This is a genomic window from Rhodoferax sp. RT4P68, assembly GCF_056521305.1.
Genome location: NZ_JBWMBB010000024.1, coordinates 1 through 12,115 on the forward strand (window position 1 = coordinate 1; position 12,115 = coordinate 12,115).

The following is a 12,115-nucleotide window of genomic DNA, read 5'->3' on the forward strand; positions in this document are numbered from 1 at the left end:
GCTGTTCAGAAAGGCCAGGCGATCATCTTCGTCCGCAGAGAAGGTGCGCTCATCCCCAGTGCCTGCGTTGATCACCGCGTCGCCGCCGAAGACCAGTGCGGCCGCGACAGCCCGCTTTTCTGCCAGTGTGTCGACATCGGCAGCGTTGAGCGCGGAATGCACGCCGTAGGCTGCGATGAAGTTCAGGACTGAGGCCTCGTGCTTGAGGTGGTGGGTCAGATCGGTCCAACTCGTGTAGGGCGTCAGTTGCGGGTCGGCCGTGGTCTGGTAGAACTCGCGGCGTGCCGCATTGAGCGTGGGGACGCCGGTGTCACGGCCACGCGCGAGGTTGATCGCGGCGAGGTCGAGCGGCAGGCCAAGCAGGCTGTTGCGCAAAGAGTCGGTGACGAACTCGTCGATCGAGTTGCCGACCTGGCGGGTCATGCCGCGCACGATGGCGCCGGCTGATTCTTCGGGGCTCAACGTGCCGTTCTCGTTGAACTCGAGCGGGTTGAGGAAGGCGTTCAGCAGCGAGATGTCGTTCGGCACGAAGTCGGCAGACAGCCGGTCGACCGATTCGTTCAGCATGGAGTGGCCGACGCGGAACACCGCGTGCGCGAACTCGGCCACGATGGCCGGATTGATCGTGGTGTCGTAGTTGGTCTCGGGAAGGAACGCGTCGATGGCTGGCTGCATCTTGCGCGCGAACTCTTCGAAGACCAGGTGCTGGTACTGCATCTCGGTCGCGAAGCGGGCGGCCTGGAAGACCCGTTCACCGTTCCATGAGCCGTCGGCCAGTTGCCACGAGGCGATGAACGCGGCGTCGCCTGTGGCCAGCACCGTCGCCTTGATTTCTTCGGCCTGACGGTTGTGCTCGGAATGGAACACGTGGTGTACGGCGGTCAGTGCGATGTTCTCGTTGCCACGGCCGTCGCCGGTGATGAAGTGGCGGTCGAGCAGTTCGTTGTCGTAGGTGCCGGCGGGTTGGGGCCCGACATTGACAACGCCGTCGCCATCGGCGAGGAGGCCTGCGTTGGGAGTCGCGGCATGCGCGATGTCATTGAGAAACGCATGACCGGTTCGCAGGGCAAGGCTTGCATCGATCGGCAGCCCTGGTGAGCCCGAGGCGAGACCGTTGCCGTCTGGATCCAATGGCCCGCCAATCTGGTCGGCCCGCAGCACGATTTGCGCGAAGCCGGTGGTGGGATCGGGAATGAACTTTCCGTACGCGTCCGTGGCCAGCAGCGGCAGATCGTGTACGTCGGCATCGTCCAGCGCTATGCCGAGCAACGCCTGGGCTTGCGCTTTGACTTCCCCCCAGTTGGCAAGGCCGCCGTCGGCGCCGTCGAGCAGCTTGCCGGTGGCGACCGGCCGGCCGGAGGCGTCCAACACGTACTCGCGCAGGAAGACCTGGTGCGATGCGTGCGAGGTGTAGGTCTGGTTCTGATCGACAAAGGGCGTCGTCTGGTTGGTCTGCGCGCCGTTGGCGTCTCGCGTCGCCCGCGACACCGCCATGAAGTTGGTCGGCGACCCCTCGACGTAGAGCGGGTCGTCCGGCTGCAGCGGGATGAAGATGGTTTCGACAGCGGACTTGTTGACGAGGTCCAGGCCGTGGTCGAAGAACTGACCGAAGAAGGTGAACCACGAGTTGAACGGCGCCGAGAGGCCTTCGTCGGGCGCCACGTTCGGGATCGTCAGCAGCGTGCCGGGCGGAATCACGTTGCCGTCGCTGTCTAGAAGGGCGCCGTCACTGTCGCGGATGCTGCCAAGCCCAGCGTTCACGAAGGCGCTGACGGCCGCCGGGTTGCTGCTGGTCATGTCAGCGATCAGGTTGCTGATGGTGCGTGGGTCCGCGTCGGCCACGTGACCTGCAGCGCCATAGTCCGTGTTGGTCACCGGCCCGAATGCATCGCCGTCAGCGTCGTTCGTGAAGACGGCGTCCACCATCTGGGGGAAGGGGTTGTCTGCTGCACCGAACGCTTGTTGGCCGGGCATCAGGTTGTTGAATGTGCCGTCCACCGTTCTCAGCCCAAAGGGCGCGAAGGTGTTCGGCACCAGGCTGGCCGGGTCCGCCCCTCCTGCGTGCGCCTCGGCCATGAGGATCTGCTCAAGAATGAATTCGAGATCGGAGCGGATCAAGGAAGCCATGTTGTTCCCCTCGACAAACGTCAAACAAGTACGGCCCGCGCGCCCACGCGGCAATGCCACGCGGCGACTGGCCAGGACGGCGCGGCAGCCGGCCCGAGCCGGCTACAAACGTGCAATGAGGTTGGTGCGGACGGCACGACACCGGCGCCTTCTCGACGAGAGGGCGCTGGGTCGGTGGTGTGCTGTCAGCCTAGAGCGGCGTGCGTCGTCGACCGCATGGGGGCGGACGCGCCAGAGCCGGAGAAGTGCCAGGACGCACGGCGTGCTGGGCAGCTTGCCTGCCAGTCCAGGAATGCCGTGTTGGGAACGACGGCGATGTCAATTGAGGCGTGCGCATACATCTCCTCCGCAGGTGCTTCTTGTGGGCCGGATCGACATCGTCACGCCGTACGCACTCATTCGAGCGCGGCTTGGGCGATGGTCGATTTGTTGGAAAGTCACCCCTCGAGTAATAAATTAGGCGAAAAAGCGATTTGTTTCAAATTGACTTACAAATTTAGTTTGCTAATCGCTGAATTTGACCTTGCCACCACCAGATAGCCGTGCTTGGTGCACAGAAGCTTAGGTTTGCCGCTTTCGCCACCAGGCCTTGGCCCCAAGCAGCGCACCGGCCATGGCGGCCACGCCGAACAGCGCCCAGATCCAGTCCGGGAAGTCGTGCGGGTCATCCCCGTTGGACGCAGGTGTGTGGGTGTCGCGCGGGCGCAGCGGGTCTGTCGGCGCTGCCGAAGAAAAGGGATTGAAGATCGCGGGTCCGGCACTGTCTGCATCCGCCTGCATCGAAGCCGCCGGCGCGCCAGCCCTGACCACGCGCGGGGCTTCCTCTCTCGCTTCCACTTCGCTGGCAGGCACCTCGGCCGTGACGATCTCAATGGTCGAGCCGGCCGCCGCTGGAAAGTCGGCCGTTGCACGGGTCACCGCGCCGAGGGCGAGCAAGCAAACCAGAGTGGAGACGGGTCGAGTCACGCAAACTCCCCAGGCAGGGCCGCGTCGCGGTGTCCGGCGCGCGCTTCAGCGCCGGTGTTGCACCGCCACGGTGCGGGCTGCTGCGGCGTACGACCCGGTCCGTATTTCAGCACGAACGGGCCGGCGCCGGGCCGCTGATGGTCATGACCGCGCTGCGGGCGCAGCGTAGCCCTATCCGCGCTGACAAGCTTGCCAGGGCGACTGTCGGTGGCAGTGCGTGTCAGGCACCAACGAAGATCCCATGCAGGCCCATCGGCATCACACGCGGCAGCGTGCCCTGCGCGATCGGTCCATCGGCCAGGTGCTGCGCGTCGAACACCGACAGCAGCATGGCCTCGCGCTGCAAGTCCAGCGCCGTGCCCAGCACCCAGCCGTGGCCCTCGGGCGCACCGGCGCGCGGAACGAAGAGGTGTTCTTCCACCAGCACCTCGGTGCCATAGCGGTAGCGGTCGGCGCGGCCGGTCTGCACGTCGATGCGCGTGATGGCGTCGTAACCGGGCCGCGGGCCGGCGGCCACGCGTTCGGAGACCAGCACATGGCGGTAGCGCTGGCCGACGAAGCGTGGGTCCACGCGCGGAAACTCGGCCACGTGCGGCAGCAGCGTCTGGCGCGCCTGGCCGGACTGCAGATCCAGCTCGACCAGCGCCATGGCGGCGTGGTCAGCGCTCTGGTAGTGGCCGCGCATGAGATCCTGAAAGCCCTGAATCGCCCACCAGGCATCGGGCGAGCGGATGTAGTCCAGCCGAATGACACCGCGGTGCGTGTCTTCCCAGGCATTGCCGATGTGGAACACGAAGCCCGCCGGCAGATGGAACCAGCGTGGCGCATCGAGCTGGTCCTTGGGCAGCACCAGCACGCGCATGCCCAGTTGCGGCCGCCAGACGTGGCTGGCCAGGAAGGTCTGGCCCGCACGCATGCGCTCCACATCGAACACCAGCGGCGGCAGCAGAAAAACGAGGTGCCGCTCGGTCACGGCGAAGTCGTGGACCATGGCGACGTCGGGCACGGGCAGGCTGGCCGTGCGCACGTCGCGCCCGTCGCGCGACACGTGGTAGAGCGACAGCACGCCCTGGGCGCTGCTGACGCCGAAGTTCCACAGGCTGCCGTCGCGCTCGATGCGCGGATGGGCCGAGAACGGCATGCCGGCGTATTCGGGTGTCCAGGTCTTCAGGCCCTGTGTCTGCAGCGTCTGTGCATCGACGCGCGTCGCCGAGCCGCCTTCCCACAGCGCCAGCAGTTCACCAGCGTGCTGCACCACGCTGGTGTTGGCGACGTTGATCGCATCGGCCGAGCGGATGGGCTCGGCCGCCGGCGGGTTGGTGGCGAATGCGGCGCGCACGGGGCGGCCGGCGGCGCTGTCGGCCACGAACTTTTCAGTGCGCACGAAGCGGCCCTGGTGCACCGCGCCCTGCGGCCCGAGCCGGTAGTGCTGCAGCATGCCGTCGCCATCGAACCAGTGGTGGTAGCGCTCGCCGCCCAGCGTGTGCCGTGCGGGGCCGTTGCGGTAGAACGATCCGTACAGTGCGGGCGGGATGCGTCCGCGCAGCGCGAGCGGCATCGGCGGGGCGTCGGCCTGCAGGCCCGTGAAGCCCATCTGCCAGGGCTGCTGCGCGCGGCGCGCGTCGAACGCGGACTGCCAGGGGTCGGCCTGTGCGGCGGCCCGGGCAGGCAGGCCGCCCAGGGCGGCAAGGCCGGCGGCGCTCAGCAGCGAGCGGGTGAAAAGGCGGCGGTCCATCGCGCTGCTCCTCAGCGCAGCTGCAGCGTGACGGTGGTGTCGGCCTGCACGTCCAGCGCCGCGTCGTCGAACGCCGGTGGGCCCATGCGGCCCTGGGCATCGCGGCTGAAGCCGGTGTGTTCGAGCGGAATGCCGATCGGGTTCGTGTCCAGCTTGCCGTTGCCGTTTTCGTCGTGGTAGACGGACACAGCGTAGCGCCCTGGCGGCAGGCCGCGGAACAGCAGGATGGTTTTGTTCGCTGCTGGCACGAACTGCCCCTGCACGGCCTGGTGGGGCTTGAGCCAGCCCGGGGCGCCCGCGTACAAGGCCCCGGCGACGCTGCCCTGGGCCGAGCGTGCGCCCTGCACTTCGATGGTTAGGTCGGCAGCGCTGGCAAGCCCGCTGGCCAGGGTCAACGCGGCGGCAGCGGTGGTGGCCCGCGCTGTGTGAAAGAGGCGGAAAGATGGCAAGGACATCATGTGGCTCCAGAAAGTGATGGGCTCGGAAGCGGCGTGGCGCCTCCGATGCATCACTTTAGAAACCACCCAGCCCTATGGCGACCGGTGTGCGACGAAACGCCGCTGGCACGGCGCGAACTGCAGGCGAGCGGTGCGGGCCGCAGGGGCCGGGGCCGCAGAGGCGGCAGGGGTTAGAGCTTGCCCAGCAGCAGGAACTCCATCAGCGCCTTCTGCACGTGCATGCGGTTCTCGGCCTCGTCCCACACCACAGACTGCGGGCCGTCGATCACCTCGGCCTGCACCTCCTCGCCACGGTGCGCGGGCAGGCAGTGCATGAACAGTGCATCGGGCTTGGCCACGCGCATCATGTCCTCGTCGACGTACCAGTCGGCAAAGGCCAGCTTGCGGGCTTCGTTCTCGGCCTCATAGCCCATGCTGGTCCACACGTCGGTGGTCACCAGATCGGCACCGGCGCAAGCCTCCATCGGGTCCTTGAAGACCTGGTAGCTGTCGCCCGAGCGCAGGCCGGCGATCGATTGGTCGACCTCGTAACCGCTGGGCGTGGAGACATGCACCTTGAAGCCCAGGATCTCGCTGGCCTGCAGCCAGGTGTTGGCCATGTTGTTGCCGTCGCCTACCCAGGCCACCGTCTTGCCCTGGATCGAGCCGCGGTGCTCGATGTAGGTGAAGATGTCGGCCAGGATCTGGCAGGGGTGGAACTCGTTGGTCAGGCCGTTGATGACGGGCACGCGCGAATGGGCGGCAAAGGTTTCGATCTTGTCCTGCCCGTAGGTGCGGATCATGACCAGGTCCACCATGCGGCTGATGACCTTGGCACTGTCTTCGATGGGCTCGGCGCGGCCTAGCTGGCTGTCGCCCGTGGTCAGGTGCACCACGCTGCCGCCCAGCTGGTACATGCCGGCCTCGAAGCTCACGCGCGTGCGGGTGCTGGCCTTCTCGAAGATCATGGCCAGCGTGCGGTCCACCAGCGGGTGGTGCTTCTCGTAGGCCTTGAACTTGCGCTTGATGAGCGCGGCGCGTTCGAACAGGTAGGTGTACTCGGCCGCGTCCAGATCGCTGAACTGCAGGTAGTGCCGGATGCTGGTCATGGGGCCACCGGCTCCGCGAGAAACTCCTTCACCAGTGGCACGAGGATGGCGACGATCTCGTCGGCCTCGGCCACGCTGAGGATCAGCGGGGGCACCATGCGGATGACCGAGTCGGCGGTCACGCTCAGCAGCAGCCCGCGTTCGGCGGCGCGGCCGGTCAGCACAGCGCAGGGGCGCGTGAGTTCCACGCCGATCATCAGCCCCTGGCCGCGGATTTCCTTGAAGCCTTCCAGCCCTTCGAAGGCGCGGAGCAACGCCTTCTGTAGATGCGCGCCGACCTTGGCCGCGTTCTCCAGCAGGCCGTCTTCTTCCATGATGCGGATGGTTTCAATGCCCGCGCGCATGGCCAGCGGGTTGCCGCCGAAGGTGGTGCCGTGGTTGCCCGGGCCGAAGATGCCAGCGGCTTTGGGGCCGGCGACCACAGCACCGATGGGCACGCCCGAGCCCAGGCCCTTGGCCAGCGGCATCACGTCGGGCACGATGCCGGCCCACTGGTGGGCAAACCACTTGCCGGTGCGGCCCATGCCGCATTGCACCTCGTCGATCATCAGCAGCCAGTCACGCTCATCGCACAGCTTGCGCACCTGCTGCAGGTACTCGACGCGCATGGGGTTCACGCCGCCTTCGCCCTGGATGGTCTCGAAGAACACGGCGACCACGTTGGGGTTGCCTTCGGTCTTGGCCTTGAGCGCTTCGATGTCGTTCAGCGGCACGCGGATGAAGCCCTCGACCAGCGGGCCGAAGCCCTGCTGCACCTTGGTGTTGCCAGTGGCGCTCAGCGTGGCGATGCTGCGGCCGTGGAAGGCCTTCTCGTAGACCACGATCTCGGGGCGCTCGATGCCCTTGTCGTGGCCGAACTTGCGTGCCAGCTTGAGCGCGGCCTCGTTGGCCTCCAGGCCCGTGCAGCAGAAGAACACGTTGGTCATGCCCGACAGCGCCGTCAGCTTGGCCGCCAGTTGCTCCTGGCCGGGCACGTGGTAGTAGTTGGAGCTGTGGATGATCTTGGTGAGCTGCTCCTGCAGCGCCGGCACCAGCTTGGGGTGGTTGTGGCCCAGCGTGTTGACCGCAATGCCACCCAGTGCGTCGATGTAGCGCTTGCCGTTCGTGTCCCAGACGTGCACGCCCTGGCCATGCATTAGTGCGATGGGCACGCGGCCGTAGGTGTTCATGACATGGGGGGACGAAGGCTCGACGAAAGCGGTCATGCTGATCTCTCCAGAACGGAAGCAAAAAACGAGGGATTCAGCGCGATGGGGGAGCTTCTCGGGGTCTCCTCTGGCCCGCTGAACGGCGATTCTAGGGGCTGCACTTGCACGTTTTTTTGACATTTCTGCATCACAGCCATGCGGCGCCCAAGGGGATTGCGGCCGTGCGGGCTGGGCTAAACTATGGTGCATCGCAGCAAAGTCAACGGCCACCGGCATCGTTCTTGCTACTGTCGGTGGCCTGCGCCGGCCCCCTCTTCGCACCCAACGCCCCTGACCTTCACCCCCATGGCATTGCCCCCGTCCAAGGAAGTCTTCATTCAGGGCATCACGCAGGACGGCAGGGCCTTTCGCCCGAGCGACTGGGCCGAGCGGCTGGCCGGCGTGCTGAGCTCGTTTCGACCCGGCGGGCCACAGCCGGGCAGCCACCTGGGCTATTCACCCTGGTGCGTGCCGACCACCATCGGCAACATCAAGTGCGTCATCGTGCACCGAGATCTGCGTGACTACGACGTGATGGCCTGGGACTTCGCGATGAACTTCGCCAAGGACAACGGTCTGCAGGTGGCCGAGGCCTGCGTCGTACCCGAGCCGCCCGCCAAGCGCTGACTGCTCTGCCAGACCCAGAAACGAAAAAACCGCCCGAAGGCGGTTTTTTCGTCTTTGCTGGCAGCGCACCCGATCAAACGGCGGGCCGGCCGTCTTGCGACGGTAGCCCGGGCGGGTGGTTAGGCTGCGGCCTGGGCGGTTGCCAGGGCCTTGACCTTGGTGGACAGGCGGCTCTTGTCGCGCGCTGCCTTGTTCTTGTGGAAGATGCCCTTGTCGGCCACGGTGTCCACCACGGCCTGCATCTTGGCGAACAGTTCGGTCGCCTTGGTCTTGTCGCCTGCCAAAACAGCCTTTTCGACGTTCTTGACGGCAGTGCGGTACTTGGAACGCAGCGAGGTATTCGCAGCGTTGATCTTGACGTCCTGACGGACGCGCTTGCGGCCCGACGCCAGGCGCGGGTTCTTCTTTTTGGGCTTGGTTGCCATAGTTCAGTGTTCCTTTTGGCTTGAGGATGTTGCCAGCAAAGCCCGCCAGTATAACCGCGCCGTCAAGTAGCCGCGCGGCTGAGCGATTGACGGTACCGGTGCGTGGCTACACTCGACCGCGTGAGTCTTTTCAAATCCGCTTCCACGGTTTCGCTGCTGACGCTGGTCTCCCGCATCACCGGCCTGGGCCGCGAGCTGCTGATGGCTTCGCTGTTCGGCGCCAGCGCCATGACCGATGCCTTCAACGTGGCCTTCCGCATTCCCAACCTGTTCCGGCGCCTGTTCGGCGAAGGTGCGTTCAGCCAGGCCTTCGTGCCGGTGCTGGCCGCATCGAAGACGCGCGATGGCGAGGCCGCCACGCGCCAGCTGGTTGACCACGTAGCGACCTTGCTGGCCTGGACGCTGCTCGTGGTCTGCGTACTGGGTGTGCTGGCCGCGCCAGCGCTGGTCTGGTTGCTGGCCAGCGGCCTGCAGCAGACCGGCGAGGGCTTCGATGCCGCCGTGCTGATGACACGCTGGATGTTCCCCTACATCGGCTGCATGTCGCTGGTGGCGCTGGCGTCGGGCATTTTGAACACCTGGAAGCGCTTCGTGGTGCCGGCCGCCACGCCGGTGCTGCTGAACATGGCCATGATCGGCGCCGCGTGGCTTGGCGCCCCCTGGCTGGCAGCGCGCGGCATCGAGCCGATCTACGCGATGGCCGCTGGCGTCATGCTGGGCGGCGTGCTGCAACTGGCGGTGCAGGTGCCGGCGTTGATGCGCCTGGGCATGCTGCCGCGCATCGGCATCACCTGGCGCGCGCTGCGGGCGGCTTGGGCCGACCCGGGCACGCGCCGCATCGCGCGCCTGATGGGGCCGGCGCTGCTGGGCGTGGGCGTTGCGCATGTGTCGATCCTCATCAACACCCAGATCGCCTCGTACCTGGCGCCAGGCAGCGTCAGCTGGCTGGGCTATGCGGACCGGTTGATGGAGTTCCCCACCGCGCTGCTGGGCGTGGCGCTGGGCGTGGTGCTGATGCCGCAACTGGCCGCTGCCCGCGCCGCCGACGACGGCGCGCGCTACTCGGCCATGCTGGATTGGGGCCTGCGGCTGGTGGTGCTGACCGGCGTGCCCAGCGCGGTGGCGCTGCTGACCTTCGCCACGCCGATGGTGGCCACGCTCTACCACCATGGCCTGTTCACCGAGCGCGACGTGGAGCAGACCAGCCTGGCGTTGATGGGCTATGGCGCCGGCCTGATCGGATTGGTCGCCATCAAGGTGCTGGCACCTGGCTTCTATGCCAGCCAGGACATCCGCACCCCCGTGCGCATCGCCATCGGCGTGCTGGTCGTCACGCAGCTGATGAACATCGGACTGGTGCCGCTGCTGCAGCACGCGGGCCTGGCGCTGTCGATCGGCATCGGCGCGGTCATCAACGCCTTGCTGCTGCTGGCCGGTCTGATGCGCCGCGGCAGCTACAAGCCGTCGCCAGGCTGGGGCCGCTTCACGCTGCAGGTGATCGGTGCCAGCGCGCTGCTGGCGGTCTTCTTGATGTGGGCCTCGGCCAGCTTCGACTGGACACGCAGCGGCGACGCGTTGCGGCGCATCGGCCTGCTGGCGGTGATGTTGGCGGGCGGCGCAGCGCTGTATTTCGCAGCAGCGTGGGCCGCCGGGCTCAAGCTGCGCGCGCTGATGCGTCATTCCTGATCGGCCCCGGGGCTACACCAAGCAGGCGCGCGCCCCCATGACACGGACGTCTCGCCCCGGGCCGTCGGCTTGACGCGGTCCGGCGCGTCCTTTACAAAGAATCCATGTGGTCCCCTGACAAGCCCTCGACGGCGCTCGCGTACTTCGCGCTGCTGGTGCAAAGCGACGATGACTTTCCCCTGCTGGAGGCCTGCGCCAGCGTGGCCCAGGACGAATACCCCGACCTGGACGTGCAGCAGGTGCTGGGCGATGTCGACCAACTGCTGGCCCGCCTGAAGCGACGCCTGCCCGCCGATGCGCCCCCGCTGCACCGCCTGCGCATGCTGAACCAGTTCTTCTACCGCGACCTGAATTTCAGCGGCAACGTCAACAACTACTACGACCCGGACAACAGCTACGTGCACGCCGTGCTGCGCACGCGCCTGGGCATTCCGATCTCGCTGGCAGTGATCTGGATGGAGCTGGCGCAGGGCCTGCACCTGCAGGTGCGCGGCATCGGCTTTCCCGGTCACTTTCTGGTCAAGGTGAACCTGCCCAAGGGCCAGGTCGTGATCGACCCGTTCGTCGGCCAGTCGCTGAGCCGCGAGGAGCTGTCCGAGCGGCTGCAGCCCTACCAGCAACCGCATGCGCCGGGCGAAGATTTCGACGTGCCGATGGGCCTGTATCTGCAGGCGGCGCGCCCGCGCGACATCCTGGCGCGCATGCTGCGCAACCTGAAGGAAATCCACCGCAGCCAATCGGACGCGCAGCGTCTGCTGGCGGTGCAGGACCGCCTGGTGGTGCTGCTGCCGCAGGCCTGGTCCGAGTACCGCGACCGTGGTCTGGCGCATGCCGATCTGGGCCACACCGACGAGGCCGTGACGGACCTGGAGAAGTACCTGGTTTGCGCCGAAGAAGCCACGGACACGGCTGTCATTGCCGACCGCGTGTCTGCTTTGCGGCGCCAGCGCGGTTGATCAGATCATCGGCGTGACCGCGCCGTCCATCGCCAGGATGGCGCCGGTGATGTAGCTGGCGCGTGCCGAGGCCAGGAACAGCACGGCATCGGCAATCTCCGAAGGCTCGGCGATGCGGCCCAGCGGCAGCTTGGCCTTGGCGCGGCGCAAGGCTTCTTCCTGCTCGATCTGCTGCAGGCGCGCGTCCGCCGCCATGCCTTCCTTGAGCCGTTCGGTCAGCGTGAGGCCCGGGTTCACCGCGTTCACCCGCACGCCCCGGCCGGCGTAGGCGGCGGCCATGCCGGCGGAGACCAGCATCAGCGCCGCATTCGCCGCGCCGCCCGCCATGTGGATCGGGCTGGCCACCTTGCCACCCGCGCCAATCACGTTGACGATGGCGCCCGTGCCGCGTGCCGCCATGCGTTTGACCACCGGGTCGATCATGTGGATGTAGCTGAAGTACTTGGCCTGCATGGCGTCATGCCAGACCTGCGGGTTCAGTTCGTCCGGCGGCGTGCGCCGTGCGGCCCCGGCGGAGTTGACCAGCACATCGACCGCGCCGGCCGATTGCTCCAGTTCGTCCAGCGCGGCCAGCGCTGCGGCTGCATCGCGCAGGTCGGCCGCGCGCGTCTGCACACGTGCGTCGGCATCGGCGAAATCGGCCCGCAGGTCGGCGGCGGCGCGTTGCAGGTTAGCGATGTCTCGCGAGACCAGGCTCACACGCGCACCCTCGCGCAGAAAGCCTTGCGCGCAGGCCAGGCCGATGCCCTTGCTGCCACCGGTGATCAACACGTGCAGGCCGGTCAGTTGCAGATCCATTCGAGGTCTCCCTTGTCGCTGTCGAAGCGGCGCATTGTTCTGCAATCTGGGCGAACGTGCTG

Annotated in this window: 11 protein-coding genes; 3 read left to right on the plus strand and 8 right to left on the minus strand. The window is 66.9% G+C overall.

Translation table 11 applies throughout. From position 1 onward, the window contains the following. The 6 genes from AC099J_RS30525 to AC099J_RS30550 form a co-directional block, all read right to left on the minus strand. A partial coding sequence (locus AC099J_RS30525; protein WP_479619079.1) for a peroxidase family protein occupies positions 1-2,127 on the minus strand: 2,127 nt, incomplete at its 3' end. Between the two features lie 561 nt (positions 2,128-2,688). After that, the gene (locus AC099J_RS30530) at positions 2,689-3,063 is read right to left on the minus strand and encodes a hypothetical protein (RefSeq protein ID WP_479619080.1); all 375 of its coding nucleotides are present in this window, start codon (positions 3,061-3,063) and stop codon (positions 2,689-2,691) included. A gap of 250 nt (positions 3,064-3,313) precedes the next feature. Continuing rightward, a complete protein-coding gene (locus AC099J_RS30535) occupies positions 3,314-4,828 on the minus strand; it encodes a carotenoid oxygenase family protein (RefSeq protein ID WP_479619081.1) in 1,515 nt (504 codons plus the stop codon). 11 nt (positions 4,829-4,839) lie between these two features. Further along, positions 4,840-5,283 (minus strand): DUF2141 domain-containing protein, encoded by a 444-nt coding sequence (locus tag AC099J_RS30540; RefSeq protein ID WP_479619082.1) that lies wholly within the window; start codon positions 5,281-5,283, stop codon positions 4,840-4,842. Positions 5,284-5,456: 173 nt separating this feature from the next. Next, a complete protein-coding gene (gene argF / locus AC099J_RS30545; protein ID WP_479619083.1) occupies positions 5,457-6,374 on the minus strand; it encodes an ornithine carbamoyltransferase in 918 nt (305 codons plus the stop codon). Continuing rightward, a complete protein-coding gene (locus AC099J_RS30550) occupies positions 6,371-7,579 on the minus strand; it encodes an acetylornithine/succinylornithine family transaminase (protein WP_479619084.1) in 1,209 nt (402 codons plus the stop codon). Before AC099J_RS30550 ends, argF begins: the two co-directional genes overlap by 4 nt. A gap of 288 nt (positions 7,580-7,867) precedes the next feature. On the opposite strand from AC099J_RS30550, the gene AC099J_RS30555 reads away from it, so the two are divergent. Further along, on the plus strand, positions 7,868-8,188 hold the full coding sequence (locus AC099J_RS30555; protein ID WP_479619085.1) for a DUF3579 domain-containing protein: 321 nt from the start codon (positions 7,868-7,870) through the stop codon (positions 8,186-8,188). Between the two features lie 119 nt (positions 8,189-8,307). On the opposite strand, the gene rpsT is transcribed toward AC099J_RS30555, so the two are convergent. Then, positions 8,308-8,613, minus strand: coding sequence for a 30S ribosomal protein S20 (gene rpsT / locus AC099J_RS30560; RefSeq protein ID WP_200932606.1), 306 nt, complete (start codon positions 8,611-8,613; stop codon positions 8,308-8,310). A 120-nt stretch (positions 8,614-8,733) separates the two neighbouring features. On the opposite strand from rpsT, the gene murJ reads away from it, so the two are divergent. Together murJ and AC099J_RS30570 are read left to right on the plus strand one after the other, a co-directional pair. Next, positions 8,734-10,299, plus strand: coding sequence for a murein biosynthesis integral membrane protein MurJ (gene murJ / locus AC099J_RS30565; RefSeq protein WP_479619086.1), 1,566 nt, complete (start codon positions 8,734-8,736; stop codon positions 10,297-10,299). Positions 10,300-10,403: 104 nt separating this feature from the next. Beyond that, on the plus strand, positions 10,404-11,255 hold the full coding sequence (locus tag AC099J_RS30570) for a SirB1 family protein (protein WP_479619087.1): 852 nt from the start codon (positions 10,404-10,406) through the stop codon (positions 11,253-11,255). Here the strand turns inward: AC099J_RS30570 and AC099J_RS30575 are convergent, their stop codons facing one another. Further along, the gene (locus AC099J_RS30575) at positions 11,256-12,053 is read right to left on the minus strand and encodes an SDR family oxidoreductase (RefSeq protein WP_479619088.1); all 798 of its coding nucleotides are present in this window, start codon (positions 12,051-12,053) and stop codon (positions 11,256-11,258) included. Positions 12,054-12,115 lie beyond the last annotated feature (62 nt).

Coding starts and splice junctions, on each gene's coding strand:
- AC099J_RS30535 (WP_479619081.1), bottom strand. CDS start 4,828: ATGGACCGCCGCCTTTTCACCCGCTCGCTGCTGAGCGCCGCCGGCCTT.
- AC099J_RS30570 (WP_479619087.1), top strand. CDS start 10,404: ATGTGGTCCCCTGACAAGCCCTCGACGGCGCTCGCGTACTTCGCGCTG.
- argF (WP_479619083.1), bottom strand. CDS start 6,374: ATGACCAGCATCCGGCACTACCTGCAGTTCAGCGATCTGGACGCGGCC.
- AC099J_RS30575 (WP_479619088.1), bottom strand. CDS start 12,053: ATGGATCTGCAACTGACCGGCCTGCACGTGTTGATCACCGGTGGCAGC.
- AC099J_RS30555 (WP_479619085.1), top strand. CDS start 7,868: ATGGCATTGCCCCCGTCCAAGGAAGTCTTCATTCAGGGCATCACGCAG.
- AC099J_RS30550 (WP_479619084.1), bottom strand. CDS start 7,579: ATGACCGCTTTCGTCGAGCCTTCGTCCCCCCATGTCATGAACACCTAC.
- rpsT (WP_200932606.1), bottom strand. CDS start 8,613: ATGGCAACCAAGCCCAAAAAGAAGAACCCGCGCCTGGCGTCGGGCCGC.
- AC099J_RS30540 (WP_479619082.1), bottom strand. CDS start 5,283: ATGTCCTTGCCATCTTTCCGCCTCTTTCACACAGCGCGGGCCACCACC.